24 protein-coding genes are annotated in these 24,848 nt (G+C 69.6%); 15 read left to right on the top strand and 9 right to left on the bottom strand.

The window, feature by feature from the left end:
* Window positions 1-3: 3 nt before the first annotated feature.
* The 4 genes from NFT33_RS15115 to NFT33_RS15100 are packed head-to-tail and all read right to left on the bottom strand — an operon-like array spanning window position 4 to window position 3,649.
* On the bottom strand, window positions 4-450 hold the full coding sequence (locus tag NFT33_RS15115; RefSeq protein WP_251676582.1) for an SMI1/KNR4 family protein: 447 nt from the start codon (window positions 448-450) through the stop codon (window positions 4-6).
* A 6-nt stretch (window positions 451-456) separates the two neighbouring features.
* Window positions 457-1,596, bottom strand: coding sequence for a tRNA guanosine(34) transglycosylase Tgt (tgt, locus tag NFT33_RS15110; protein WP_251676580.1), 1,140 nt, complete (start codon window positions 1,594-1,596; stop codon window positions 457-459).
* A gap of 8 nt (window positions 1,597-1,604) precedes the next feature.
* Window positions 1,605-2,228, bottom strand: coding sequence for a DUF4276 family protein (locus NFT33_RS15105; RefSeq protein ID WP_149502906.1), 624 nt, complete (start codon window positions 2,226-2,228; stop codon window positions 1,605-1,607).
* A complete protein-coding gene (locus NFT33_RS15100; RefSeq protein ID WP_149502907.1) occupies window positions 2,228-3,649 on the bottom strand; it encodes an AAA family ATPase in 1,422 nt (473 codons plus the stop codon). The genes NFT33_RS15105 and NFT33_RS15100 overlap by 1 nt, the downstream gene beginning before the upstream one ends.
* 192 nt (window positions 3,650-3,841) lie before the next feature.
* On the opposite strand from NFT33_RS15100, the gene NFT33_RS15095 reads away from it, so the two are divergent.
* The 3 genes from NFT33_RS15095 to fabB all read left to right on the top strand — a co-directional run bounded on the left by NFT33_RS15095 (window position 3,842) and on the right by fabB (window position 6,036).
* The gene (locus tag NFT33_RS15095; RefSeq protein WP_149502908.1) at window positions 3,842-4,072 is read left to right on the top strand and encodes an HP1242/YdcH family protein; all 231 of its coding nucleotides are present in this window, start codon (window positions 3,842-3,844) and stop codon (window positions 4,070-4,072) included.
* A 198-nt stretch (window positions 4,073-4,270) separates the two neighbouring features.
* The gene (fabA, locus tag NFT33_RS15090; protein ID WP_180692725.1) at window positions 4,271-4,819 is read left to right on the top strand and encodes a 3-hydroxyacyl-[acyl-carrier-protein] dehydratase FabA; all 549 of its coding nucleotides are present in this window, start codon (window positions 4,271-4,273) and stop codon (window positions 4,817-4,819) included.
* A gap of 2 nt (window positions 4,820-4,821) precedes the next feature.
* The gene (gene fabB, locus NFT33_RS15085; RefSeq protein ID WP_251676578.1) at window positions 4,822-6,036 is read left to right on the top strand and encodes a beta-ketoacyl-ACP synthase I; all 1,215 of its coding nucleotides are present in this window, start codon (window positions 4,822-4,824) and stop codon (window positions 6,034-6,036) included.
* A gap of 69 nt (window positions 6,037-6,105) precedes the next feature.
* On the opposite strand, the gene NFT33_RS15080 is transcribed toward fabB, so the two are convergent.
* The 4 genes from NFT33_RS15080 to ahpC all read right to left on the bottom strand — a co-directional run bounded on the left by NFT33_RS15080 (window position 6,106) and on the right by ahpC (window position 12,324).
* Window positions 6,106-7,548: a DUF1501 domain-containing protein gene (locus NFT33_RS15080; protein WP_251676576.1), complete on the bottom strand. Its 1,443-nt coding sequence runs from the start codon at window positions 7,546-7,548 to the stop codon at window positions 6,106-6,108.
* A gap of 48 nt (window positions 7,549-7,596) precedes the next feature.
* Window positions 7,597-9,753: a DUF1800 family protein gene (locus NFT33_RS15075; protein WP_251676574.1), complete on the bottom strand. Its 2,157-nt coding sequence runs from the start codon at window positions 9,751-9,753 to the stop codon at window positions 7,597-7,599.
* Between the two features lie 220 nt (window positions 9,754-9,973).
* Window positions 9,974-11,554, bottom strand: a complete 1,581-nt coding sequence (ahpF, locus tag NFT33_RS15070; RefSeq protein ID WP_251676572.1) for an alkyl hydroperoxide reductase subunit F — start codon at window positions 11,552-11,554, stop codon at window positions 9,974-9,976.
* A 194-nt stretch (window positions 11,555-11,748) separates the two neighbouring features.
* Window positions 11,749-12,324, bottom strand: coding sequence for an alkyl hydroperoxide reductase subunit C (gene ahpC, locus NFT33_RS15065; protein WP_149502914.1), 576 nt, complete (start codon window positions 12,322-12,324; stop codon window positions 11,749-11,751).
* Window positions 12,325-12,543: 219 nt separating this feature from the next.
* Here ahpC and fur point away from each other — a divergent pair, with 219 nt between their 5' ends.
* From fur to NFT33_RS15045, 4 genes are all read left to right on the top strand, one after another.
* On the top strand, window positions 12,544-13,011 hold the full coding sequence (gene fur / locus NFT33_RS15060; RefSeq protein ID WP_149502915.1) for a ferric iron uptake transcriptional regulator: 468 nt from the start codon (window positions 12,544-12,546) through the stop codon (window positions 13,009-13,011).
* Window positions 13,012-13,092: 81 nt separating this feature from the next.
* Entirely contained in the window at window positions 13,093-13,278 is a 186-nt protein-coding gene (gene hemP, locus NFT33_RS15055) for a hemin uptake protein HemP (protein WP_251676569.1), read from the top strand.
* Window positions 13,279-13,490: 212 nt separating this feature from the next.
* Entirely contained in the window at window positions 13,491-13,973 is a 483-nt protein-coding gene (locus tag NFT33_RS15050; protein ID WP_220784922.1) for a hypothetical protein, read from the top strand.
* Window positions 13,974-14,045: 72 nt separating this feature from the next.
* Complete coding sequence (locus NFT33_RS15045) at window positions 14,046-15,383, top strand: DUF2325 domain-containing protein (RefSeq protein ID WP_251676567.1); 1,338 nt, start codon at window positions 14,046-14,048, stop codon at window positions 15,381-15,383.
* Here the strand turns inward: NFT33_RS15045 and NFT33_RS15040 are convergent.
* Entirely contained in the window at window positions 15,365-16,537 is a 1,173-nt protein-coding gene (locus NFT33_RS15040; protein ID WP_251676565.1) for a GNAT family N-acetyltransferase, read from the bottom strand. The two genes, NFT33_RS15045 and NFT33_RS15040, sit on opposite strands and share 19 nt — an antisense overlap.
* A 343-nt stretch (window positions 16,538-16,880) precedes the next feature.
* Between NFT33_RS15040 and NFT33_RS15035 the strand changes: the two genes are divergently transcribed.
* The 8 genes from NFT33_RS15035 to NFT33_RS15000 all read left to right on the top strand — a co-directional run bounded on the left by NFT33_RS15035 (window position 16,881) and on the right by NFT33_RS15000 (window position 24,733).
* Window positions 16,881-19,187 (top strand): TonB-dependent receptor, encoded by a 2,307-nt coding sequence (locus NFT33_RS15035; protein WP_251676562.1) that lies wholly within the window; start codon window positions 16,881-16,883, stop codon window positions 19,185-19,187.
* A 19-nt stretch (window positions 19,188-19,206) separates the two neighbouring features.
* Window positions 19,207-19,905 (top strand): Fe2+-dependent dioxygenase, encoded by a 699-nt coding sequence (locus tag NFT33_RS15030; RefSeq protein ID WP_149502921.1) that lies wholly within the window; start codon window positions 19,207-19,209, stop codon window positions 19,903-19,905.
* A 5-nt stretch (window positions 19,906-19,910) separates the two neighbouring features.
* Complete coding sequence (locus NFT33_RS15025; RefSeq protein WP_251676561.1) at window positions 19,911-20,654, top strand: energy transducer TonB; 744 nt, start codon at window positions 19,911-19,913, stop codon at window positions 20,652-20,654.
* A gap of 71 nt (window positions 20,655-20,725) precedes the next feature.
* Entirely contained in the window at window positions 20,726-21,550 is an 825-nt protein-coding gene (locus tag NFT33_RS15020) for a MotA/TolQ/ExbB proton channel family protein (protein WP_376744172.1), read from the top strand.
* Window positions 21,551-21,574: 24 nt separating this feature from the next.
* Entirely contained in the window at window positions 21,575-21,991 is a 417-nt protein-coding gene (locus NFT33_RS15015) for an ExbD/TolR family protein (protein WP_220784915.1), read from the top strand.
* A complete protein-coding gene (locus tag NFT33_RS15010) occupies window positions 21,988-23,085 on the top strand; it encodes an alpha-hydroxy acid oxidase (RefSeq protein WP_251676558.1) in 1,098 nt (365 codons plus the stop codon). Before NFT33_RS15015 ends, NFT33_RS15010 begins: the two co-directional genes overlap by 4 nt.
* 87 nt (window positions 23,086-23,172) lie before the next feature.
* The gene (locus tag NFT33_RS15005; protein WP_251676556.1) at window positions 23,173-23,841 is read left to right on the top strand and encodes a LuxR C-terminal-related transcriptional regulator; all 669 of its coding nucleotides are present in this window, start codon (window positions 23,173-23,175) and stop codon (window positions 23,839-23,841) included.
* Between the two features lie 37 nt (window positions 23,842-23,878).
* Complete coding sequence (locus NFT33_RS15000; protein WP_251676554.1) at window positions 23,879-24,733, top strand: phosphate/phosphite/phosphonate ABC transporter substrate-binding protein; 855 nt, start codon at window positions 23,879-23,881, stop codon at window positions 24,731-24,733.
* The last annotated feature ends 115 nt before the right edge of the window (window positions 24,734-24,848 follow it).

The following is a 24,848-nucleotide window of genomic DNA, read 5'->3' as shown; positions in this document are numbered from 1 at the left end:
CGCTCAGCCCGCGTCGTCCGCCAGTCCGGCGCCAGGGCGGGCCAGCCAGTCCGCCAGATCGCGGCCGAGCCGGCGCCGCCGTCCGCCCTCGGCATCGACCAGGATGACCTGTCCGGCCTGGCCGCCCTCGGCCGGGGCGAGATCGAGCGCGGCCAGGGTGCCGGCGCCGTCGTGCGTCAGCGGCAGCCAGCCCGGATGCCAGGCCTGGGCCCGCACCCCGGCATCGGCCGCCACCGGCAGCGCGCGCAGCGTGCCGCTGCCGTGCAGTTCCTGGTTCAGCTGCCACTGCGCCAGGGCGGCGGCCGGGCGCAGCCATTCATGGGCGCCGAAGGGGCCGGGCACCGGGCCGGGCGCGCGCTGCAGCGCCAGGTAGTCGGCCGGCAGCGGCTGCCCCAGCGCGGCGGCCAGCGCGGCCAGACCGGCCTCGAGGGCGGCGTGTGTGTCGCTCATGCGCATTCAGACGCCGCGGGCGCGGTCGGCCTTGAACTGGGCGCGGAAGGCCTCGAAGCGGCCGGCGTCGAGCGCGTCGCGCACCTCCTGCATCAGGTTCAGGTAGTAGTGCAGGTTGTGGATGCTGGTCAGCATCGGCCCGAGCATCTCGCCGCAGCGGTCGAGGTGGTGCAGGTAGGCGCGGCTGAAGTTCTGGCAGGTGTGGCAGCTGCAGGTCTCGTCGATCGGGCGCTCGTCGCTGCGGTGGCGGGCGTTGCGGATCTTCAGGTCGCCGAAGCGGGTGAAGAGGTGACCGTTGCGCGCGTTGCGGGTCGGCATCACGCAGTCGAACATGTCGACGCCGGCGGCCACGCCGTCGACCAGATCCTCGGGCGTGCCCACGCCCATCAGGTAGCGCGGCTTGTGCGCGGGCAGGCGGTGCGGCGTGTGGTTCATGATGCGCAGCATCTCGTCCTTCGGCTCGCCCACCGAGACGCCGCCGATCGCGTAGCCGGGAAAGTCCATCTCGACCAGGCCGGCCAGAGATTCCTCGCGCAGGTTCTCGAACATGCCGCCCTGCACGATGCCGAAGAGTGCGTTCGGATTGCCCAGGCGCTCGAATTCGGCCTTCGAGCGCTTGGCCCAGCGCATCGACAGCTCCATCGAGCTGCGCGCTTCCCGTTCGCTGGTGATGTGGCCCGAGCCCTTGGCGCCCTGCCAGTAGGGCGTGCACTCGTCGAACTGCATGACGATGTCGGAGTTGAGCACCGTCTGGATCTGCATCGAGACCTCGGGCGTCATGAAGAGCTTGTCGCCGTTGACGGGGGAGGCGAACTTGACGCCTTCCTCGCTGATCTTGCGCATGTCGCCCAAGGACCAGACCTGGAAGCCGCCGGAGTCGGTGAGGATCGGCTTGTTCCAGTTCTCGAACTTGTGCAGGCCGCCGAACTGCTTCATCACGTCCAGCCCGGGGCGCATCCACAGGTGGAAGGTGTTGCCCAGGATGATCTGCGCGCCCATCGCCTCCAGGTCGCGCGGCATCACGCCCTTGACGGTGCCATAGGTGCCCACGGGCATGAAGATCGGCGTCTGGATGACGCCGTGGTTCAGGGTCAGGCGGCCGCGGCGGGCATGGCCTTCGGTGGCGAGGAGGTCGAATTGCAGCATGGGGAAATTCAGGCGGCGAAATGGGCGCGGATCTGGTCTTCCAGGTGCGCGAACGAGGGAATCTGGCGTAGCCGGTCCAGGCTGTCCATCAGGTCGGAGACCCGATGCCGCTTCTCTTCGGGGTTGAACTTGCGAAGCCGGTTGGCAGACAGCTCGCTGGCCGTGCGCAGGGCGTCGAACAGGACCTGCTTGGGATCGGGCAAGGATTCGATCCGGGCCAGCGTCGGCAGATCGAGTCGCACCTTGCCGGACGGGTTGCCGGCTGCGGTCCGGATGGCTTTTTCGTCGACCAGCAGCCAGGACTCTGTCATGCGCACCGGGATGACAGCCACGAAGTCGGGAGGCGTCTTCAGCGAGGCCATGGCCTGCTTGATTTCTTCGTTTCGGTGCGCCGGGCTTTGCTTTTCTGCGTCGCGGTGGACGAACAGCAGATCGCACGGAAACTGGTCCAGTGCGCTGGCTATGCGTTGTTCCAGCGGAGTTCCTGCAGGCAGTTCTGCGAAGTGGGGTGATCGATAGGCGCGATCACAGTGCTCGTCGAGCAGCAGTTCGATCAGTGGAACAAGCACTCGGTCGGAACTGCCATCAGCGACCAGCGTGCAGGTCAGCGGCTTGTGCCGTGTGGCGTGCATCAGGCGCTCCGATCGGCGGGTGCATTGAACATGTCCAACTGCTGGTTGTAATGATCGAGCACCCTCCGCTGCGTGCCGGGAGCACGTGTGGTCGGGCCGCCCAGGTAGGCCTGAAGCTCACCCTTGCTGATCAGTTCCGTGGGCTCCAGACCCGTGGCGCGCCAGGTGTTGCCCAGAGGCTTGAAGTGGATCCACTCTGCTCGGCGAGCTCGAAGGGTTTCGGCCATCAGCAGATCGCCATCGTGCAATTCGGCGACCACCAGAGGTGAGTGCGTGTTGATGATCACCTGGCGCAACGGGGGCACCAAGTGCTTCTCCTCTGGCTCGACCTCCTCGGCCAGCCGGCGCACCAGCCGAAGCATTTCTGGAATGCGTTGAGGGTGGATGCCGTTTTCTGGCTCTTCCAGGCAGGTCAGTCCAGAGGCCTGTGGATCCGAAGCCAGCACGGCCAGTGCCAGGAAGCGCAACGTGCCGTCAGACAATGAACTGGCCGCATAGCGCTCCCGGTTGCGCATCGTGACGCCCAGCGTGCGCTGCTGGCGGACGTCGTCGCTGTCCACATCCACCGAGACGATGCCCGGAATCAGTTCGGCCAGTTGCTCAGCCACTTCGTTCTGGCTGCCGATGCGCATCAGCGTGTTGGGCAGATGGCCGCCGGTGGCGCTCAGGCGTGCCGGACCACGATACTCGTCGGGCGCGCGCAGTGCGCTGGGTTCAAGCTGCAGCAGTCGCCACGACTGCATTTCACGGCGAGCCGCCAGCGCAGTCGGGTGTGACGAGGCATTGACGCCTGACAAGACGGTCTGAGGTGACTTTTTGGCAGGAACTGTCGACGGGCGACGGGCGCTGGTCTTTTCGCCGTAAATCTTGATGGCGGGCTCTTCGATGCCTTCGGTGGCGATGAACGGGGTTGTGCGTTTGCCCGGGCCAATGACATGGCGCATCAGCCACTCCTTGCTCGGCTGGAAAGGCAACTGCTTTGCCGCGTCACTCGAGCTGCGCGCAATCAGTTCTTCCTTTTCTATGTAGATCGGATCCCTCCCTAAATCGTCAGATCGCTGGGTGTCTAGGCCCAGGACCAGTGTGTATTGAAGAAAGGTCGCGCTTGCTGTGGCCTGGCGGTCATAGTCGTCCGTGACTTCGCCCGGAACGATCATCTCCGCGATCAGCGTCATCTGCTTCGATTCGGCATCCGATCGAGCGAACAGGTTCTCGATGCCGCCGATGCGGTCACCCGTTCCCCGCACCTTCAGGGCCGCCGCCAGCAAGGGCATCGAGGCCAAGTCGCTCAGGAAGGTGATCGCGTCGAACAGGTTCGACTTGCCTACCCCGTTACGCCCGGCGATGCAGGTGAACGGACCGAAGCGCAAGTCCACGTCATGCAGATTCTTGAAGCCTTTGATCTGCAGGCGTGTCAGCATTGGCGGCTCCTGTGCAAGCAAGTGGGCGGGAAGATCAGCATGGGGTGGATTGTCTCAGGAGCGCCCATGCCGAGTGGCAAGCACTTGACGCCCCGCACCTGAGCAGACCTTGACCTGGATCGAGTTTGAGCCGTCGCCGCGGGCTTAGATTGGAGGCGTCCCCCTTCACCGCACACACCAGGAGTCCGAACGATGTTCCCCGAATACCGCGACCTGATCACCCAGCTCAAGACCACCGACCATCACTTCGTGAACCTGTTCGACCGCCACAACGAGCTGGACCAGAAGATCAAGAACATGGAGGCCCACATCGTCGGCGGCACCCATGAGGAGATCGAGACGCTCAAGAAGGAGAAGCTGCATCTGAAGGACCAGCTCTACGTCATCCTGCGCAAGGCGGCTGCGGCCGACAGCGCAGCCTGAGGCCGGACTGATCCTTTCACCGCCTTCCCAGACCCGCTCCGGGACCCCACCCGGAGCCGGGTGTCAGGTCGGTCGGCAGCGGGCGTAATAAGATCGGGAACTTTGCGAGGTCCGGCAGCGCCGGGCCGCCCGCAGCGATTTCCCTTCTCTCTTGCCCTCGCGGGCAAGAGTCCGATGACCCGCTCCACCGACCCCACCATGACTTCTGCCCCCCCGACCACCAGCCAGCGAGAACTGGGTCGTCACGCCTACAGCCGCGAAGAGCTGCTGGCCTGCGGCCGCGGCGAGCTGTTCGGCCCGGGCAACGCGCGACTGCCGCTGCCCAACATGCTGATGATGGACCGCATCGTCCGCATCGACGACACCGGCGGCAACCACGGCAAGGGCCTGATCGAGGCCGAGCTCGACATCAACCCGGACCTGTGGTTCTTCGGCTGCCACTTCGAGGGCGATCCGGTCATGCCGGGCTGCCTGGGCCTGGACGCGATGTGGCAGCTGGTCGGCTTCTGGCTGGGCTGGCGCGGCAACCCGGGGCGCGGGCGTGCGCTGGGCTCCGGCGAGGTCAAGTTCTTCGGTCAGGTGCTGCCGACCGCGCAGAAGGTCACCTACCGCCTGCACCTGAAGCGCGTCATCGAGCGCAAGCTGGTCATGGGCATCGCCGACGGCCAGATGTTCGTCGACGGCCGCGAGATCTACACCGCCACCGACCTGAAGGTCGGCCTGTTCACCTCGACCCAGGACTTCTGATCATGCGCCGTGTCGTCGTCACTGGCCTGGGCATCGTCTCCAGCATCGGCAACAACGCCGAGGAAGTCACCGCCAGCCTGCGCGAGGCGCGCAGCGGCCTGAAGTTCAACCCGGTCTATGCGGAAAAGGGCATGCGCTCGCAGGTCAGCGGCCGCCCGGACATCGACCTCGAGGCGGCGATCGACCGCCGCAACCTGCGCTTCCAGGGCGATGCCGCGTCCTACGCCTTCCTGTCGATGCAGCAGGCCATCGCGCAGTCGGGCCTGACCCCGGAGCAGGTCTCCAACCCGCGCACCGGCCTGGTCGCCGGCTCAGGCGGGGCCTCCAGCCTGAACCAGGTCTGGGCCGCCGACACGCTGCGTGCCAAGGGCATCAAGCGCGTCGGCCCCTTCATGGTCACCCGCACGATGGGCAGCACCGTGTCGGCCTGTCTGGCCACCCCGTTCGGCATCAAGGGCGTCAACTACTCGATCACCTCGGCCTGCGCCACCAGCGCGCACTGCATCGGCCATGCCGCGCAGCTGATCGCCTGGGGCCAGCAGGACGTGGTCTTCGCCGGCGGCGGCGAGGAGGAGAGCTGGGAGCTGTCGCTGCTGTTCGATGCGATGGGCGCGATGTCCTCGAAGTACAACGAGCCGGGCACCAACGCCTCGCGCGCCTTCGACGCCAGCCGCGACGGCTTCGTCATCGCCGGCGGCGGCGGCATGCTGGTGCTGGAGTCGCTGGAGCATGCGCAGGCGCGCGGCGCCACCATCCTGGCCGAGCTGGTGGGCTTCGGCGCCACCTCCGACGGCCACGACATGGTGGCCCCGTCGGGCGAGGGCGCGATGCGCTGCATGCAGCAGGCGATGTCGACCGTGAAGACGCCGATCGACTACATCAACGCCCACGGCACCTCCACCCCGGTGGGCGATCTGGCCGAGCTGGGCGCGGTGCGCCAGGTCTTCGGCGAGGAAGTGCCCTTCATCAGCTCGACCAAGTCGATCACCGGTCACTCGCTGGGTGCGGCCGGCGTGCAGGAGGCGATCTACTCGCTGCTGATGCTGCAGAACGACTTCCTGGCCGCCTCGGCCCACATCGAGACGCTGGATCCGGCCGCCGAAGGCCTGCCGATCCTGCGCGAGCGCCGCGACGGTCGCGTCGACACCGTGATGTCGAACAGCTTCGGCTTCGGCGGCACCAACGCGACGCTGGTGTTCTCGCGCTTCGCCGGCTGAAGCCTGGCGCTCAGCGCGGCCGAGGCCAGCGCTGCCAGTGGTTGTCGGGCTGGACCACGGGCTCGGCGCTCAGCCTCCGCCCAGATCCGGCCCGGCGGTGGCGAAGCGCTCCAGTCCGGGCAGCACCGTCAGCAGCTCGCTGGGGCTCAGGCCCATCCAGCGCCCGAGCGAGGCGGCGTACTCGGTCAGCGAGGTGGTCGGCAGCAGCCGGCCGGAGCCGACATCGGTGCTGGTGCCCAGCGCGACCGTGGGAAAGCGGCCGAGAATGTCGCCGCCCCGGATGCCGCCGCCCGCGACGAAATGGTGTCCGCCCCAGCCATGGTCGCTGCCCGAGCCGTTGCTGGTGAGGGTGCGGCCGAAGTCGCTGGCACTGAACAGCAGCACATCGTCGAGCCGGCCCAGGCCCTGCAGGCCGTTCAGGAAGGCGTCGACCGCATGCGCGACCCGCGCGCCCAGCAGCGGATGGCGCGCCGCCTGCTGCGCATGGGTGTCGAAGCCGCCGATCGAGACCATGAAGACCTGGCGGCGCAGGCCGAGCGCCGGTGCGGCGGCGATCAGCCGCGCGACCATGCGCAGCTGGCGCGCCAGCGGATCCTTCGCCAGATCGAGCCGGCTGCCGTCGGTCAGCGTGACCGCGCCCAGCGGCAGCTCCGGCGTGCCGGCCAGCGCACCGCGCAGCTGCGCCGCGGTGTCGAGCGCCCGGCGGGTCACCCGGGCGTGCTCGGCCTGCAGGTCGGTGCTGCCATTGCTGCGCAGCAGGGCCTCGAGCCGCGCCTGCGCGCCGGCGCTGCCGTACAGCCAGGCGCCGGACTGCAGCGCACGCACGTCGACCAGGCCCTCCGGGTCGATCTGGTAGGGCTGCACGCCGCTGCCGTTCAGGAAGATCGCCTGGCCAGAGGCGGAAATCGTGGTCAGCACCGTGTTCTGGTTGGCCGAGGCCAGCAGGTCGGCCATCCGGCCGCCCCAGCCGATGCGCGCGATGCCTTCGGGCTGCAGGGATTGCCAGGTCGCCTGCTGGTCGTTGTGCGAGTAGAGCTTGGCGGGCAGTCCGCGGCCGGCCTGCACATCGGCCAGCGTGGTCGGCTGGCTCAGCGGGCCGACATTGGCGACGAAGGCGCAGCGCCCGCGCCCGTACCAGGTGCTCAGCGGCTGCAGCTCGCGCGCCAGGCCGAAGCGCCGGCCCGCCTGCTGGCTGCGGCTGGCGATCTCGAGCAGCGCGCTGGCCGGCAGCGCCAGATCGCCCCGCGCGCGGGTGTAGGCCGCATGCTCGGCGCTGTCGAGCGGCACCAGCCAGTTGTGCGCGTCATTGCCGCCGTTCATGAACAGGCAGACCAGCGCGCGATAGGGTCGGTCGAGCTGCGCGGCGCTCGACGACTGCGCCGCCATCGCGCCCAGGCCGGCCAGGCCGAGCGTGAAGGCCGGTCGCGCCGCCGCCACCGGGCCGCCCAGCAGCCCGAGCTGGCCGAGCGTGCGCAGGAAGGCGCGGCGGGAAGAGGGAGATGAAGAACTCATGCGGAAATCTCCGGCCGATCGGCTTCAGTGCGGGGTTCCGTGCTGGATTCAGCGCTGGATCAGGTACTCGTGCGAGGCCAGCGCGAACAGCACGGCCGCGCGCACGCGGTTCAGATGGCTGGTCGCGTCATGGCCCCGAACATCGGCCATGGTGTCGATCAGGGTCTGGCGCAGGCCGGCGCTCATGCCGCCGGCGAACAGGCGCAGATCGAGCTGGTCGACGACGCCCTCGAGATCGCCGCGGCCGGCCAGCTCGGCCAGCGCGTCATAGCGCGCGCTCACGTCGACGCTCGAGCCGGTCCAGCCCAGGCCGGCGCCGCTCATGTGCAGCGCCAGATTGGCCCAGGCCGCGGTCGAGGTCTCGCTGACCAGCTGGAACTCCGGCAGCGTGCGGTTCTGCGCACCCATCGTCGTGCCGGCAGGCACATGGCCCGGACGGAAGTAGCCGAAGACCGAGGGCGACATCATCACCCGCTGTCCGGTGGCATCCATCTGGGTGTCGATGCGGAACTGGCCGGTCTGCGAACGCGCCTCGAAGGCGCGCATCCACTGCGCCACCCGCAGCACCGGTTCGCGCAGCTTGTGGCCGGTGCCGGCCGCCGGCAGGCTGCGTGCCTCCGGGTCGAGCAGGATGGCGCGCACCACCGCGCCCAGATCGCCGCGCACGCCCCGGCCGTTGTTGGCGAAGACCGCGGAGATGCGGCCCACATAGGCTGGGCTGGGGTCGCTGCGCACCAGGCGCTGGATCAGCTGCCGGCCGATGAAGGGGCCGACGTTCGGATGGTTGAACAGGGTGTCGAGCGCGATCTTCAGGTCGCTGGCGGCGCTGCCGCCGGCCGCGATGCTGCGCTCCCAGGGCTTGCCGGCGAACAGGCGCTTCTCCAGCAGCGAGTGCTGTCCAGGATAGGCCTTCATGCGCTGCAGGTCGATGCGCCGGTCGCCGGCCGCGCTGTAGTCGGGCCAGCCGGCGCGCAGCTTCGCCTCGGTCAGCTCGCTGTCCGGGAAGGCCCAGCCGTAGCCGGTGAAGACCCGTGCCAGCGCCATCACGTCGGCATTGCCGTAGGTCTCGACCGGTCGTCCGCTGGCGTCGGTCACCACGCTGCCGTCCGGGCGCAGCTCATGCAGGCCGATGGTGAAGAGCTGCATCAGCTCGCGGGCGAAGTTCTCGTCGGGCAGGCGGCCGCGGGTGGGGTCTTCCTTCTGGTTGCGCATGTGCGACAGGTACAGGCCCATCGCCGGCGACAGCGCGATCTCCTCGATCAGGTCGCGGAAATTGCCGAAGGCCTGGCGGTTCAGCAGGTCGAGATAGCTGGCGTAGGCGCGTGCATGCAGCCACAGGCTGTCGTCATGCTGCGAGACCATGAAGATCTGGTGCAGCGCGAAGGCGGTGCGCGCGCGCAGCTGGTCCGGCGCCTGGCTGGCATGGCGCCAGAAATGGTGTCCGACCTGGTGCGGGTGGTATTGCGCGCCGCGCGGCCGGTGTTCCGGACCGAGGTCGTAGCGGGCCTGGACCGCGCCGACGAAGTCGGCCGAGGCCGGCAGGGCCAGCTGCCGGTCGATCCAGGCGGGCAGTCCGGTGACGGCGAGCTGCTCGATCTCGCCGGGCAGGGCGCCGAAGCTGGCCTGCAGCAGCAGCCGGGCGGCCTGCTGGCGCTGCAGGCGCGCGGTGGTGGCCAGCGGGGTCAAGCTTTCGGGCCAGGTGATGCGCAGTGCGCCATCCCAGGGCAGATCGCTGCGGCCGGCCGACACCTCCCGGCCGTCGAAGGCCAGCGCGCCGGCGCCGCGGTCATAGACCGACTGCAGCGGGCCGGGCTGGAAGCGGGTGTTGCCTTGGCCGACCGAGGCGATGAAGAGATTGCGGTCCTCGCCGCCGGCCGCCGCGTCGTTGTCGAAGACGACCTCGAGCGTCGAACCGCTGGCGAGCAGGGCCGGCACGGTGAAGGCATGGTCGCGCCAGTCGGTGTGGTCGACCGCGACGGTGCCGAGCGGCTGGCCGTTCAGGCGCACCGTCATGCGCGGGCCGACCCCGCGCACCAGCGAGCCGCGTACCCGCAGCACCAGCTGCGGTGTGCGCGACAGCAGCGTGATGCCCTGCGGGACCAGGTTCGAGGTGGTGGACAGCGTGGTGATCTGCTGTGCTCGCCCGCCGGCGGCCGCGCCCCCCAGCAGCAGGGCGCCGATCAGCAGCGCAAGAGAGGTTTTCATGGACCGCGATGCTAGGTTCGGCATGATTCGGGCAGAGGGTCGGGTCGTCTGAACCCCCCGGAACGGGGCCGGGGATCCATCACGCTTATCGACCTGTGCGCCGGCAGTCTGAGCGTTTCGTGATCGGGGTCACGTTCTTTCAGATCTGCGCGCTCTCTGCCCGGCCGCACCTGCAGCCGGTCGGCTCGCCGGCATCGCGAGCCAGGGGGGGGCAGGGGGGTCAGCCGGCCACGCTGCTGCGGATCAGGTGGTCGAAGGCGCCCAGCGAGGCCTTCGCGCCTTCGCCCATCGCGATGATGATCTGCTTGTAGGGCACCGTGGTCACGTCGCCGGCGGCGAACACGCCCGGCACCGAGGTCTGGCCGTGGCTGTCGACGATGACCTCGCCGCGCGGGCTCAGCTCGACCGTGCCCTTGAGCCAGTCGCTGTTGGGCAGCAGGCCGATCTGCACGAAGATGCCTTCCAGATCGACGCGGCGCAGCTCGCCGCTGACACGGTCCTTGTACGACAGGCCGTTGACCTTCTGGCCGTCGCCGTGCACCTCGGTGGTCTGCGCCGACATCAGGACCGTGACGTTGGGCAGGCTGCGCAGCTTGGTCTGCAGCACCGCGTCGGCGCGCAGCTTCGAGTCGAACTCGATCAGCGTCACGTGCGCCACGATGCCGGCCAGATCGATCGCCGCCTCGACGCCCGAGTTGCCGCCGCCGATCACCGCGACGCGCTTGCCCTTGAACAGCGGCCCGTCGCAGTGCGGGCAGTAGGCCACGCCCTTGTTGCGGTATTCGGTCTCGCCGGGCACGTTCATCGAGCGCCAGCGCGCGCCGGTCGAGATGATCACGCTCTTGCTGCGCAGGCTGGCGCCGTTCTCGAGCTTGACCTCGATCAGGCCGCCCGGCGTGGCCGCCGGCACCAGGGCGGTGGCGCGCTGCAGGTTCATGATGTCCACGTCGTATTCCTTGACGTGCTGCTCGAGCGCCGCGGCCAGCTTCGGCCCCTCGGTCTCCTTGACCGAGATGAAGTTCTCGATGCCCAGGGTGTCGAGCACTTGGCCGCCGAAGCGCTCGGCCGCCACGCCGGTGCGGATGCCCTTGCGGGCGGCGTAGATCGCCGCGGCCGCGCCGGCCGGGCCGCCGCCGACCACCAGCACGTCGAACGCGTCCTTGGCCGAGAGCTTCTTCGCCTCGCGGTCGGCCGCGCCGGTGTCGATCTTGGCCAGGATCTCGCCCAGCTCCATGCGGCCGCTGGCGAACATCTCGCCGTTCAGGAACACGCAGGGCACGCCCATGATCTGGCGCGACTCGACCTCGGCCTGGAACATCGAGCCTTCGATGGTGGTGTGGCGGATCTTCGGGTTCAGCGCCGCCATCAGGTTGATCGCCTGCACCACGTCCGGGCAGTTGTGGCAGGTCAGGGACATGTAGGTCTCGAAGACCAGCTCCTGCGCCGGCTCGAGCGCCTTGATCTGCTCGATCAGGTCGGTCTCGACCTTGGCCGGGTAGCCGCTGGTCTGCAGCAGCGCCAGCACCAGCGAGGTGAACTCGTGGCCCATCGGCAGGCCGGCGAAGCGCACGCCGGTGTCGGCGCCGGTCCGCGTGATCTGGAAGGAGGGCAGGCGCTCGCCGGCGGTCGAGCCGCTGCGCACGCTCAGGCGGCCGGCCGGCGCGACCGAGGCGATGTCGGCGACCAGCTCGAGCATCTGGCGCGAGTTCTCGCCGTCGTCGGCGAAGGTGACGATCTCGATCGGCTGCACCAGGCGCTCGAGGTAGCCCTTCAGTGCGGTCTTGAGGTTGCTGTCCAGCATGGTGGGTGCTCCTTGAGAGGGGGTGGGGTACGGGCGTGTCAGGCCGGAAGGGCTGCAGGCTCTGCAATCCTTCGGGTCCGTCGGCGAGGGGTTGAGGTCTTTTTTGGGGCCCCGGGGATCGAGGCGAGCGGGCGGGAGCGAGAACCGGTCCCGCCCGAGGCCTGCCCCGGCGAGGGGCAGGCACGGCAGCAGGATCAGATCTTGCCGACCAGGTCCAGCGACGGGGCCAGGGTGGCGGCGCCTTCCTTCCACTTGGCCGGGCAGACCTGGCCGGGGTTGGCGGCGGTGAACTGGGCGGCCTTCAGCTTGCGCAGGGTTTCCGACACGTCGCGGGCGATCTCGTTCGAGTGCACTTCAGCGGTCTTGATGACGCCTTCCGGATTGATCACGAAGGTGCCGCGCAGCGCCAGGCCTTCTTCCGGGATGTGCACGCCGAAGGCGTTGGTCAGGGTGTGGGTCGGGTCGCCGACCAGCGGGAACTTGGCCTTGCCGACCGCCGGCGAGGTCTCGTGCCACACCTTGTGCGAGAAGTGGGTGTCGGTGGTGACGATGTAGACCTCGGCGCCGGCGGCCTGGAAGGCGGCGTAGTTGTCGGCGGCGTCCTCGATCTCGGTCGGGCAGTTGAAGGTGAAGGCCGCCGGCATGAAGATCAGGACCGACCACTTGCCCTTCAGGCTCTCCTCGGTGACCTCGATGAACTCGCCCTTGCCGGCGCGGTTGACGAAGGCGGTGGTCTTGAACGGCTGGACCGGGGTGTTGATCAGGGACATGAATCGCGCTCCTCGAGCTGGGTTGATGGATCGACAGGTGTCTGGGTGCGGTGCGTGCCGGCGGCACCGGCCGGGAACTGCAGCACCGACGGGATGAATCTTAGGCCCGACCCGGCACATAGTGCCAATTGACTGTTTTTTTGTTTCAGATAGCCATTTGCTATTCAAGATCGCTGTCGACGGCTTTTCGCTATTAATGGGAATGATTATCATGACTGCATGAACCATGACGACAACCTGCGCATTCACGGCCTGAAGGCGACGCTGCCGCGGATGAAGGTGCTCGATGTGCTGCGCGAGGAGCGCGCGCATCTGAGCGCCGACGAGATCCATCGCCGGCTGCTGCTCCAGGGGGAGGACATCGGCCTGGCCACCGTCTATCGGGTGCTGGGCCAGCTCGAGCAGGTCGGCATCGTGCGCCGCAATGTGTTCGATGCCGGTCGGGCGGTGTACGAGATCGAGCACGGCGGCCATCACGACCATCTGGTGTGCGTGCACTGCGGCCGTGTCGAGGAGTTCTTCGATCCGCAGATCGAGGCGCTGCAGCATGAGGTGGCGCGCAGCCGCGGCTTCTCGCTGGTGGAGCACCGGCTGGCGATGTTCGGCATCTGCGGCGGCTGCAGCCAGGAGCGCCCCGGCATCGGGACCGCGCGCCGGCGTCCGCCGGGTGGGGGCACGATCGGCTGAGGCCTTGGCGAGATTTTTCTTGCACATAAGAATCGTTCTCATTAATATCGATCCATGATCACTTCCGCACTCCCCCAGCCGATGTCCCACGAACGCGCCGATGCCCGCCTCCTGGCCAGCTCGGGTGTCGGGCCGGCCCAGCCGTCGGCGCCGCGCCTGTCGAGCCGCGATCTGCTGGGCCCGGCCCGCGAGGTCGAGATCGAGCATGAGGGCATGCTGTACCGGCTGCGTGTCACCGCGCTGGGCAAGCTGATCCTGACGAAGTGAAGTGACGAAGTGAAGTGATGAAGTGAAGTGATGAAGTGACCGGATCGGCGACACGAGTCGCCGGTCCTCGAATGAGGGTGGCAGAACGGTCCTGGCGGTCCGCCTGCCTTTTGTCTGCGCCAGCCAGCCTGTCACCAGGGAACCCGGCCGGGTTCCTGCCAGCCCGCGCTTTTTTCTCCCGATGAATCCTGTCGTCGGTCCGAGGAGTCGCGATGGAAAGAGGGCCTGAGGAGGTGGTGCTGCGCGCGGTGCGGCTGCCTGAGGACATGCCCGGGCTGTTCGACCGGATCGAGGCCTTCGGTCCGGCCCGGCTCGGCTGCGGCGACGCGAGCTGCCGCATCGAGGTCGATGCGCGGTGGTGCCGGGTGCCGGCGTCGGCCCGACGGCTGGCGCTGCAGGCCGAGGTGGGTGGCGAGGCCGCCCGCCTGCAGGTCGGCTTCATGCCGGAGCAGGTCGCGCTGTGCATGCGACGGCGGCGGCTGACGGTGCGGGGCGAGGCGCGGGTCTGGCAGCTCGACGAGATGCGGCTGGCCCGTCTGGAGCTGGTCGGCCATGCCAGCGCCCGGGGGCTGCACCAGCGACTGGAACTGGGCGGGCCTGGTGGCGAGCTGCTGGCGCGTCTCGGTCCGGCGGCAGGCGCGGACCGGGGCGATCCCTGCGGCTGGCGCCTGGCGCTGCAGCAGGCGCTGAACTGAGCAGAGCTGAACTGAGACGAGCTGAACTGAGACGAGCTGAACTGAGACGAGCAGAAACGCAGGATCGATTCGATGTGCCAGACCTCCTCTTCCACCCCGCTGAGCGATCTGCTGCGCCGCGGCTTCGCGGCGTCCGATGACGCTGCGGGCTCCGACCTGGCCCGCGCGGTCGCCCGCCAGGTCCAGGCCAGAGCCGGTGCGGCCACGGAGCCCGTGCCGGTCGAGCGCTCGTCGCGGCGCCGGCGGCTCTGGGAGCTGCCGCGCAATGTCTTCTGTCCGGTGCTGGGCACCTGCCTGACGATCGACCGGCTGCGCCGGCTGACGGCGGCGGTGCTGCCCGACTGCGCGGCCGTCGACGACTACGAGCTGCACTGCCGCGCCATCGCCGAGAGCGCGCGCCGCAGCGAGCTGTCCGAGCGGCTGCAGCGCGAGCTCGACACCCGCTTCGAGCGGGCGGTGCGCCAGGCGCGTGCCATCAAGGGCCATGCGGCGCTGGTCGCACACTGGCGCCAGGCCTGCGCGGGCAGCGAGGTGGCCGCGGCGCTGTGGGTCACGCTGACCCATCCCGACTGCGATGCCGCGCTCGAGGAACAGGTGCAGCGCGACATCCACATGCTGCAGCATCAGGCCGGCGTGGGCGTGCGCGCCGACGTGCAGCGCCTGGACGCGCTGCAGCGCGAGAACGGCACGCTGAGCCGCGAGCTGGCTGCCGCGCAGCAGCGCACCACCCAGATGCTGGCCGAGAAGTCGGCACAGATCGAGCGCCAGCAGGCCGAGCTGGTGCGGCTGCGCGCGCGGCTGATCACCCGCGACACCACCATCGACGAGCTGCGCGCCCAGGTCGCGCAGCTCGAGGACGCGTCCCCCTCGCTGCGCAGCCGCCAGGCGATGGCGCGCCAGATCGAGCAGCAGCAGGCACGCATCCGCGAGCTGGAGATGCGGCTGCAGGACAGCCGTCGTCAGTGGCAGACGCCACGGCCGACCGAGCGGGCCGATGCCAGCCGGCCGGTGCCGTCGCCGGTGGTGGCCGTGCCGGTCGCGGCGGTCCCGCCCGGTGGTGCGGTGCTGGTCGCCGAGGATCTGCGCGACAAGGCGGTGCTCTGCGTGGGCGGCCGCACCGCCAGCGTGCCGGTCTACCGGCAGCTGGTGGAGGTGCGCGGCGCACGTTTCCTGCACCATGACGGCGGCGAGGAGGATGCCGCCGGCCAGCTCGATGCGCATCTGGCGGCGGCCGATCTGGTGATCTGCCAGGCCGGCTGCATCAGCCACAACGCCTACTGGCGGGTGAAGGACCACTGCCGGCGCACCGGCAAGCAGTGCGTCTTCGTCGACCGGCCGAGCGCCAGCGGTCTGGTGCGCGGGCTGGAGCAGGCCAGCTCGACGGCTGCGGCTCAGGTGCCGTCGAACTGAGTCCGGGTCGGCAGGCCCGAGCTGGCCGCCGGCTCGTCCGGAGTCGCGGCCGTGCGGGCGCGGCGCTGGTCGCGCCACTGCATCAGGCGGCCCAGCAGCCGGCCGTCCCAGCCCGGCATGGTCAGCGTGAGGTGATCGACCTCGGCCAGCTGCGGCTTCCACAGATGTGCCCATGACGGATGGGTGACCAGGCTGAGCCGGTCGAGATCCGGGTCGGCGCAGCTGCGCTCGATGATGCGCATCATCAGCAGATGGCCGTGCGCGATCGCCGAGAAGGCTTCGTCGTAGCCGATCTTCAGCAGGTTGAGCTGCCGCCCGCCCCGCAGCGCGAACTGGGCCGCGACGGTGCGGCCGTCGAGCGTCAGCCGGTGGATGCGGCACTGGCCGCGTGCGCCGAAGTCGCGCACCAGCGCGCGGTAGAAGCCGACCAGCCGCGCATCGTCGCGGATCGCCGAGCCGCAGCGGCCCTTCCAGCCGGAGGCCTCGATGTCGAGGAAATGCGTCAGCGCCTCCTCCAGCGCCGCGGGCGTGTCGGCCACTTCCAGCGCGACCTGGCCCTGGCTGTCGGCGCGACGGCCGAGCCGGCGCAGGTTCTGCCGGAAGGAGCGCTGCACCCGCGCCAGTGCCTGCTCGGTGTCGCCGCTGCAGTCCAGCCAGGCCGATTCGCTGCGGAGCACCCGGCGCATCGTGCTGCCGGCGGGCAGGGCCTCGGCGGCCGGGGCGAGTTCATGGATCACCGCCGGCAGCTGCAGCGCGCTGCAGCGCAGCGTGCGCTGCCTGAGCAGCGCCTGCAGCATCGCGGGCCAGCGCGAGGGGCCGCCGGCCAGCTCGGCCAGCACCATGTGCGGGCCCTGGATCATCGTCCACTGCGGCAGCAGCCGCGCCAGCGGGCAGGCATGCGGCACCAGCGGCAGCACCGCAACCAGCTCGCCGTGGTGGCGCAGCGCCAGCAGCCGCAGCCCGTCCGGCTCGGTGCAGATCGATGCCAGCCAGGCGCCGATCCAGTCCGGATGCTGGAAAGGGCTGGCCTGCGCCGGCGTCTGCGTCTCCACCAGCCGCCGCCACTCCGGCGCGAGCTGCACGAAGCCGCTGCGGCCTTGCAGGATCTCCAGTCCGTTGCGGGTCGACGAGGAGGCGTTCAGGGGCGTGGGCATGGTGTGCGGGAACTGCATGGGGGAAAGGGCACCTGCGCGCAGCATGCACCGATCCGGCCGCAATATTTTTACGACTGATTCTTGTTAGCGTTATTTTTTGGATCAGATGTGATCTGACGCACGTCCACAGGTCTCGATTTCTTTGGTGGAGATGACTTGTTGCTTTGTAGCGACGGTTTTTGCCTTCTGCACCCCTGCACTCCAACAAGATCAAGAAGGGTTGCAGTCAAAATAATAAGAATCGTTATCATTAATGAACTGACGATGACACCCAGCCGCGAGCCAGGCAGATCGTCGATGCATCGCTCTCTCCCCAACGACTTCACTGCATCAGGATCCCGACATGGCTCGCCGTCGTTCCCGTTCCGTTGCTGCGCCAGCAGCTCCCGCAACCCGTCCTTCTCTGGCCCAGGCGCTGCCGCTGGGCGCGCTGGCCGCCGGCTTCGGCCTGGCCTGCCTGGCGCCGCAGGTGCTGGCCCAGCAGGCGCCTGCCGCCGCCACCGAGCCGGCTGCCGCCGAGGTCTCGACGCTGCGCAAGATCACTGTCAAGGGCAAGAAGGACGAGGAGCGCGGCAAGGACAGCCTGCAGGCCACCACCACCACCATCGGCAAGGGCAAGCAGGAACTGCGCGACGTGGCGCAGTCGGTCACCGTGGTCACCGAGAAGCTGATGGATGACCGCAACCTCGACACGATGAAGGACGTGCTGAAGAACACCGCCGGCATCAGCTTCCTGGCGGCCGAAGGCGGCGAGGAGGACATCCGCCTGCGCGGCTTCCCGCTGCAGTCGACCGGCGATGTCTTCGTCGACGGCATGCGCGATCCGGCCTTCTATGACCGCGACACCTTCTTCCATGACCGCATCGAGGTGCTGCGCGGCTCGGCGTCGATGATGTTCGGCCGGGGTTCGACCGGCGGCGCGGTCAACCAGGTCACCAAGACCCCGCGTCTGATCAACGAGAACCAGGTCGATGTGACCGTCGGCAGCCACAGCTACCTGCGGGTGGTGGGCGACTTCAACATCCGCACTGGCGACAGCTCGGCGCTGCGTCTGGGCGTGATGGACACCAAGGCCGACAACAACGGCGCCGGCTCGTCGATCAACAAGACCGGCCTGGCCGGCACCTACCGCACCGGCATCGGCGAGAAGGACGAGTTCACGCTGTCCTTCTACCATCTGGACAACGACAACGGCATGAACTACGGCCTGCCGTGGATCCGCCCGACCGCGACGTCCGCCGTCAGCACGACCACGATGCTGCCGGTCGATCCGAGCGCCTACTACGGCATGACCAGCGACCGCAACCAGGGCGAAGCCACCACCGTCGGCTTCGGTCATGTGCACCGCTTCTCGCCGACGATGGAGCTGAACACCAAGGTTCGCATCGGCGACTACGACCGCAACCAGCGTGCCTCCACCGTGCGTCTGGCGGCGGCGACCCTGCAGCCCGGCGGCGTCGCGGCCAGCCTGGCCAACTTCAGCAATGCGACGGTGCTGACCCGCGGCACGCAGCTGAAGGTGCAGAACGTGCGCAACATCTACGCGCAGACCGACTTCAGCGGCAAGTTCGAGGGTCTGGGCGTCAAGCACGAGGTGCTCGCCGGTGCCGACTACGCGCTGGAGAAGAAGAAGGTCTACGCTGCCGTCACCGCGGCCCAGGGCGGCGTGGTGCCGACCAAGGCCAACACCACCGTCGGCGCCGACAGCGGCAGTGGCTGGGTCGACGAGAGCCTGCGCAGCTTCCGCACCGGCAACGAGTACATCTCGCGCGGCGTGGGCTTCTATGCCCAGGACCTGGTGCAGGTCGCGCCGATGTGGAAGGTGCTGGTCGGTGCCCGCTACGACCGACTGGATGGCGACTACGACATCCACACCGTGCCGACCGCCTCGCCGAGCCCGGTCACCACCACCAGCTACAAGATGGAAGTCTCGGAGTGGAGCAAGCGCGCCGGCGTGATCTTCCAGCCGAGCGAGCGCATGTCCTTCCACCTGTCGGGCGCGACCTCGTTCAACACCTCGGGCGATGCCTACTCGCTGAGCGCGGGCAATGCCGCGGTGCCGCCGGAGCAGTCGATCAACGCTGAGTTCGGTGGCTACCTGACCTCGGCCGACGGCAACTTCACCGGCCGCTTCGCGATCTTCCGCACCACCAAGCTGCATGAGCGCAACACCGATCCGGACAGCGCGCTGGTCACGCTGTCGGGCAAGCGCCATGTCGCCGGCCTGGAACTTGATCTGTCGGGTCGCCTGACGCCGGCGTGGGAAGTCTTCGGCTCGTACATGTGGCTGCCGGTGGCCAACATCGATGCCGGCGTGGCCGGCTCGGAAGGTCAGGGCACCCGTCCGTCGCTGACGCCCAAGCACAGCGGCACCGTCTGGACCACCTACCAGCTGACCCCGAAGGTGCGTGTCGGCGGCGGCCTGAACGCCCGCAGCAGCCAGACCCCGAACCGCAACCCCGGCTGGGCGGCGCCGAAGTACATCACCGGCGACCTGATGGCCGAGTACAAGGTCAGCGAGGACTTCACCGTCAAGGCCAATGTCAGCAACGTGACCAACAAGCGGTATGCCGACTCGCTGTATGCCAATGGCCACTACGTGCCGGGCGCCGGCCGCCTGATCCAGGTCACCGGCTCGCTGAAGTTCTGATCGGAAAGGGCCGGGCGCCATGCTGATCCGCATTCCCGCCGTGCTCGATGCCGCGGCACTCGCGCAGGCCCGGCGCCTGCTGGCCGATGCGCCGTGGAGCGATGGCGCGGTCACCGCCGGCGCCCAGGCCCTGACCGTCAAGAACAACGAGCAGCTGCCGGTCGGCAGCGCGGTGGCGCAGGCGCTGCAGGGCCTGATCCTGTCGGCGCTCGACCGCCACCCGCTGTTCTTCTCGGCGACGCTGCCCAAGAGGGTCTTCCCGCCGATGTTCAACCGCTACGGCGGGCGGACCAACACCTACGGCGCCCATGTCGACAACGCGGTGCGCTATGTGCCGGCGCGCGGCGGCCTGCCGCCCGAGCGGGTGCGCACCGACATCAGCTGCACGCTGTTCCTGGCCGATCCGGCCGACTACGACGGCGGCGAGCTGGTGATCGACGACACCTATGGCGAGCAGCGCGTCAAGCTGGCCGCCGGCGACATGGTCGTCTATCCCGGCACCAGCGTGCACCGGGTCGAGCCGGTGACGCGCGGCCACCGTGTCGCCAGCTTCTTCTGGGTCGAGAGCATGGTGCGCAGCGACGAGCAGCGCCGCCTGCTGCACGACATGGACCGCCACCTGATGCACCTGCGCAGCACCGTCGGCGAGACCGATGCCGGCGTGGTCGGCCTGACCGGCTCGTACCACAACCTGCTGCGCCTGTGGGCTGACACCTGAACGAGATGGATACCACCGCACCTCTTTCGCCGGCACCGCTGCCGCCGCTGCGCCTGGGCGGCGCCTCGCCCGATGCGCTGGGCCCGGGCGCGCGCCGCGTGCTGGTCGGCTCGATGCTGGGCGCGCATCTGCTGGCCGGCTGGGCCCTGCTGCAGGTGCCGGCCGTGCGCGAGGCCGCCGCCGAGATGGCGCCGATGATGGTCGACCTGATCGCGCCGACGCCCGAGGCGCCGAAGCCGCCGCCTCCGCCCCAGCCGCGCCCGAAGACCCCGCCGCCGCCCGCACCGGTGCTGGCGGCCAAGCCGCCGCCGCTGCCGGTGCCGCAGCCGGCCTTCGTCGCGCCGCCGCCACCGGCCGAGCCGCCGCCGCTGCCCGCGCCGGAAGCGCCGCCGGTGCCGCCCGCGCCCCCGGCACCGCCGGCTCCTCCTGCACCGCCGACGCCGCCGGCGCCCGCACCGGCGGCGCCGCGCACCGTGGTGCTGACCGACAGCGACTGGGTGCGGGTGCCCGAGATCGAGTACCCGCTGGCCTCGCGCCGGCTCAAGGAGGAGGGCACCGTGATCGTGCGCGCGCTGATCGACACCCGGGGCGCGCCGAAGCAGGTGCTGCTGCAGCGCTCCTCCGGCCATGCCCGCCTCGACCAGGCGGCGCTGCGTGCGGCGATGGCCGCCCGCGTCAAGCCGCGCACCGAGAACGGCGTGCCCTTCGAGTTCTGGATCGCGATGCCTCTGGCCTTCGAGCTGGAGTGAGGGCGCCCGCCCGAGCGCATCCGGAAACATGAACACGAACCGAACACGAACAGACTGAAACGGAAGCTCCGATGAACCCGTCCACGACCGATACCGCGGCCTCGGCCGCCACGCTGGCCGCCTCGGCGGCCGATGCCGCTGCCGCCACCGCCACCCAGGCCATGGGCTTCGGCCACTTCATCGCCCAGGCCGACTTCGTCGGCAAGGCGCTGCTGGGCGTGCTGGTGCTGATGTCGGTGGCCTCCTGGGCCCTGATCATCATCAAGGGCCTGTCGCAGTTCATCCGCCGTCGCCGCAGCGAGAAGTTCCTGAACTTCTTCTGGAATGCCCGCTCGCTCGACGAGGTGGATGCAGAGATCCGCGCCCATGGCGTGCAGGATCCCTTCGGCCACCTGGCCGCGCATGCGATCCATGCCCAGGCCCACCACGCCAAGTACGGCGCGGCCAAGCTGCAGGAGGCCGGCACCGGCCAGGAATTCGTCACCCGCACCATCAAGAAGGTGCTCGACGAGGAGACCACCCGGCTGGAGAACGGCCTGACGCTGCTGGCCACCGTCGGCGCGACCGCGCCCTTCGTCGGCCTGTTCGGCACCGTCTGGGGCGTCTACCACGCGCTGCTGGCCATCGGCATGAGCGGTGCGGGCACGCTGGACAAGGTCGCCGGTCCGGTCGGCGAGGCGCTGATCATGACCGGCATCGGTCTGGCGGTGGCGATTCCGGCGGTCATCGCCTACAACGCCTTCAACCGTGGCAACCGGGTGCTCAATGCCAAGCTCGACGCCTTTGCCTTCGAACTGCTGACCTTCCTGTCGACCGGCTCGACGCTGGCCGACAACGGCCGCGATCGTGGCGCCGAGGCCGGTGCGGTGCGCCCGCTGCGTCCGGCTGCGGCCTGATCGCGCGGAACCGGGAGAACCGAGATGGCCTTCGCCAGTTTCGACCGACAGTCCTCCGGCGCCCCGGTGTCGGAGATCAACATGGTGCCGCTGATCGACGTGATGCTGGTGCTGCTGGTGATCTTCATCGTCACCGCGCCGCTGCTGACGCATTCCGTCAAGCTGCAGCTGCCGCAGGCCACCAGCCAGGAGAACCTGCCGGTGCCCGACAAGATCGAGTTCGCCATCGATGCCGAGGGCCAGCGCTACTGGAACGGCGAGCGCGTCAGCCGCGAGGAGGCGGCCCTGCGCTTCCAGTCCGAGGGACTCAAGCCGGTGCAGCCCGAGATCCATCTGCGCGCCGACCAGGACGTGCCTTACCGCCATGTCGCGCAGACGCTGGCCGATGCGACGAAGGCCGGCCTGAGCAAGGTCGGCTTCGTCAGCCAGCCCGAGCCGTGACGCCGCCGGTGGCGCTGCCGGTCGCCTTGCCCGACTATGCCGCCGCTGCTGCCGAGCGGCTGGAGGCCCAGGCCCGCGCCTATTTCGACGGCGGTGCGGCCGACGAGCTGACGCTGGCGGCCAATCTGCGCGCCTGGCAGCAGATCGGGCTGCAGTCGCGGGTGCTGCGCCCGATGGCCGGCGCGCACACCCGGGTCGAGCTGCTCGGGCGCACGCTGGCGCATCCGGTGCTGCTCGCGCCGGTGGCCTACCAGCGCCTGGCGCATCCGGAGGGCGAACTCGCCACCGCGCAGGCGGCGGCCGCGCTGCAGGCGGGCATGGTGCTCAGCACCCAGTCGAGCGTGCCGGTCGAGGCGGTGGCGCACATCATGCGCCGCGATCCGGACTCGGGGCCGCTGTGGTTCCAGGTCTACATCCAGCCGGATCGCGACTTCACGCTGGCGCTGGTGCGCCGTGCCGAAGCGGCCGGCTGCGAGGCGCTGGTGCTGACGGTGGACGCCCCCGTCAGCGGCGCGCGCGACCGCGAGCGCCGCACCGGCTTCCGGCTGCCGCCGGGCGTGCGTGCGGTGCATCTGGAGGGCTTGCGCCCGCCGCCGGCCCCGGCGCTGCAGCCCGGCCAGAGCGCGCTCTTCGACGGTCTGCTGGCGGCCATGCCGACCTGGGACGATGTGGCCTGGCTGGTCGGGCACACCCGGCTGCCGGTGCTGCTCAAGGGCATCACGCATCCGGAGGACGCGCGGCTGGCGCGCGAGGCCGGCGCGGCGGGCCTGGTCGTCTCCAACCACGGCGGGCGCACGCTCGACACCCTGCCGGCCACCGCCGAGCTGCTGCCGCGCATCGTCGCGGCGGCGGACGGACTGCCGGTGCTGGTCGACGGCGGCATCCGCCGTGGCACCGATGTGCTCAAGGCGCTGGGCCTGGGCGCGTCTGCGGTGCTGGTGGGCCGCCCGCAGGTGCACGCGCTGGCGGTGGCCGGCGCGCAGGGCGTGGCGCACATGCTGCGCCTGCTGCGCGACGAGCTGGAGATCGCGATGGCGCTGACCGGCTGCCGCTGCCTGGCCGAGGCAGCCGACGCGCTGTCACCACACCGGTGACAGCACGGAGGGCGGCACAGGCGCCTGCAAGCTGGACGCAGGCCGGCTTGGCTATAGTCGGGGCTCCTCCGATTCGCTGGCCGCTGCATGAAGGCTCTCCTCGTCGACGATCACACGCTGTTCCGCTCCGGCCTGATGATGCTGCTGTCCGCCCGTTTTCCCGAGGTGGAGATGCGCGAGGCCAGCGGCGTGCGCGAGGCGCTCGAGCGCCTGCAGGCCGAGCCCGACATCGAGCTGGTGCTGCTCGATCTGGGCGTCTCCGACAGCCAGGGCCTGTCGACGCTGCGCCAGCTGCGTGCGGTGTCCGACGAGCTGACCATCGTGGTGATGTCGGCCACCGATGACGCCGAGACCATGATCGCCGCGCTCAACGAGGGCGCGGCGGGCTTCATCCCGAAGACCACCCGGGGCGGCGGCGTCGAGAGTGCGCTGCGGGTGGTGCTGGGCGGGGGCGTCTACCTGCCGCCGGCGGTCTACAACGCGGTGGCGCCTGCGCCGGTGGCCTCGGTGCCCTCGGTGTCGCAGGACGCGCGCAATGCCGAGATCATCGACCGGCTCGGCCTGTCGCCGCGCCAGGTCGACGTGCTGCGGCTGCTGGCGGCCGGGCAGTCGAACAAGATCATCTGCCGCGAGCTCGATCTGGCCGAGTCCACCATCAAGACGCATCTGCTGGCGCTGTTCCGCAAGCTCGACGTGGGCTCGCGCACCGAGGCGGTGGTCACCGCGGCGCGGCTGGGACTGCGTTTTCCCCACTGAGACGAACCGAACCGGCCCGACACGAGGAGCGATCGCCATGAACCGATTCCTGCTGCGCTGGGGCGCCAGCCTGCTGCTGGCCGGCCTGACCGGCGCCGCCGCCGCGCAGAGCGTGCTGCGCATCAGCGCGGCGCCCGACGGCCGCACGCCGGAGCAGCAGGCCGAGCAGTTCGAGCCGCTGGGCGAGTACCTGTCGAAGCGGCTGAAGACCCGCGCCCAGTGGGTGCCGTTCAAGACCGAGGCGCAGCTCTCGGCCGCGCTGCTGGCCCGCAAGGTCGACCTGGCCTGGATTCCGGCCGGCACGCTGGTGATGCTGCAGGCGCAGGCGCCCGGCCAGGTGCTGCCGCTGGTGCAGCGTGACGAGGATGCGCGCAGCCGCTCGGTCATCGTCGTGCGCGCCGATTCGGCCCTGCGCAAGCCGCAGGACCTGAAGGGGCGCACGCTCGGCTTCGGGCCGGTCAGCAGCGCCGCGGCGCACCTGATGCCGCGCGCGGCGCTGCTGGCGGCCCGGATCGAGCCCGGCCGCGACCTCAAGGTCAGCCATGCGCAGAGCGAGGACGCAGTGCTGCAGGCGCTGCAGGCCGGTCAGGTCGACGCGGCGGCGTTCTCCCAGGCCACCTGGGAGGGCTGGAGCGCGGCCGCGCGCGTCGACGCTCGCCAGTGGCGGGTGCTGATGAGCACCGAGCCCCGCGCCGACCGCTCGCTGAGCGTGCGCGGCGATTTCGGCGAAGGCCACCGCAACGCGATCGCGGCGGCCTTCCTGGCGCTGGAGGCGGTGCCCGGCGGCAAGGACATCCTGCGCAGCCACGGCACCCGCCGCTTCGTGCTGGCGCCGCCCGAGGCCTTCGATCCGGTGCGCGATGCGGCCCGGCAGGCCGGGCTGATCCGCTGATGTGTCGATCGGTTGATCGGTTGATCTGTTTCGCTAGGCACTGTTAACGCAACCGAAGCGCCTCGGCCACGAGTGCCACGGTAATGAAGGCAGCAAACATGACATCGAGCTTGTC

This window comes from Sphaerotilus sp. FB-3, from assembly GCF_023706025.1.
Classification (GTDB): Bacteria; Pseudomonadota; Gammaproteobacteria; order Burkholderiales; family Burkholderiaceae_C; genus Sphaerotilus; species Sphaerotilus sulfidivorans.
Note: the sequence above shows the minus strand (reverse complement) of the source record. Positions and strands in the feature narration are given on the sequence as shown.

What these genes read in the sequence shown, in the direction of transcription:
- NFT33_RS15045 (WP_251676567.1), top strand. Translation starts at nt 14,046, where the DNA reads ATGTGCCAGACCTCCTCTTCCACCCCGCTGAGCGATCTGCTGCGCCGC.
- NFT33_RS15075 (WP_251676574.1), bottom strand. Translation starts at nt 9,753, where the DNA reads ATGAAAACCTCTCTTGCGCTGCTGATCGGCGCCCTGCTGCTGGGGGGC.
- NFT33_RS15100 (WP_149502907.1), bottom strand. Translation starts at nt 3,649, where the DNA reads ATGCTGACACGCCTGCAGATCAAAGGCTTCAAGAATCTGCATGACGTG.
- NFT33_RS15025 (WP_251676561.1), top strand. Translation starts at nt 19,911, where the DNA reads ATGGATACCACCGCACCTCTTTCGCCGGCACCGCTGCCGCCGCTGCGC.
- NFT33_RS15105 (WP_149502906.1), bottom strand. Translation starts at nt 2,228, where the DNA reads ATGCACGCCACACGGCACAAGCCGCTGACCTGCACGCTGGTCGCTGAT.
- NFT33_RS15095 (WP_149502908.1), top strand. Translation starts at nt 3,842, where the DNA reads ATGTTCCCCGAATACCGCGACCTGATCACCCAGCTCAAGACCACCGAC.
- NFT33_RS15000 (WP_251676554.1), top strand. Translation starts at nt 23,879, where the DNA reads ATGAACCGATTCCTGCTGCGCTGGGGCGCCAGCCTGCTGCTGGCCGGC.
- ahpF (WP_251676572.1), bottom strand. Translation starts at nt 11,554, where the DNA reads ATGCTGGACAGCAACCTCAAGACCGCACTGAAGGGCTACCTCGAGCGC.
- hemP (WP_251676569.1), top strand. Translation starts at nt 13,093, where the DNA reads ATGTCCCACGAACGCGCCGATGCCCGCCTCCTGGCCAGCTCGGGTGTC.
- NFT33_RS15115 (WP_251676582.1), bottom strand. Translation starts at nt 450, where the DNA reads ATGAGCGACACACACGCCGCCCTCGAGGCCGGTCTGGCCGCGCTGGCC.
- NFT33_RS15040 (WP_251676565.1), bottom strand. Translation starts at nt 16,537, where the DNA reads ATGCCCACGCCCCTGAACGCCTCCTCGTCGACCCGCAACGGACTGGAG.
- NFT33_RS15005 (WP_251676556.1), top strand. Translation starts at nt 23,173, where the DNA reads ATGAAGGCTCTCCTCGTCGACGATCACACGCTGTTCCGCTCCGGCCTG.
- tgt (WP_251676580.1), bottom strand. Translation starts at nt 1,596, where the DNA reads ATGCTGCAATTCGACCTCCTCGCCACCGAAGGCCATGCCCGCCGCGGC.
- NFT33_RS15080 (WP_251676576.1), bottom strand. Translation starts at nt 7,548, where the DNA reads ATGAGTTCTTCATCTCCCTCTTCCCGCCGCGCCTTCCTGCGCACGCTC.
- NFT33_RS15030 (WP_149502921.1), top strand. Translation starts at nt 19,207, where the DNA reads ATGCTGATCCGCATTCCCGCCGTGCTCGATGCCGCGGCACTCGCGCAG.
- NFT33_RS15015 (WP_220784915.1), top strand. Translation starts at nt 21,575, where the DNA reads ATGGCCTTCGCCAGTTTCGACCGACAGTCCTCCGGCGCCCCGGTGTCG.
- NFT33_RS15035 (WP_251676562.1), top strand. Translation starts at nt 16,881, where the DNA reads ATGGCTCGCCGTCGTTCCCGTTCCGTTGCTGCGCCAGCAGCTCCCGCA.
- NFT33_RS15050 (WP_220784922.1), top strand. Translation starts at nt 13,491, where the DNA reads ATGGAAAGAGGGCCTGAGGAGGTGGTGCTGCGCGCGGTGCGGCTGCCT.
- fur (WP_149502915.1), top strand. Translation starts at nt 12,544, where the DNA reads ATGAACCATGACGACAACCTGCGCATTCACGGCCTGAAGGCGACGCTG.
- fabB (WP_251676578.1), top strand. Translation starts at nt 4,822, where the DNA reads ATGCGCCGTGTCGTCGTCACTGGCCTGGGCATCGTCTCCAGCATCGGC.
- NFT33_RS15020 (WP_376744172.1), top strand. Translation starts at nt 20,726, where the DNA reads ATGAACCCGTCCACGACCGATACCGCGGCCTCGGCCGCCACGCTGGCC.
- fabA (WP_180692725.1), top strand. Translation starts at nt 4,271, where the DNA reads ATGACTTCTGCCCCCCCGACCACCAGCCAGCGAGAACTGGGTCGTCAC.
- ahpC (WP_149502914.1), bottom strand. Translation starts at nt 12,324, where the DNA reads ATGTCCCTGATCAACACCCCGGTCCAGCCGTTCAAGACCACCGCCTTC.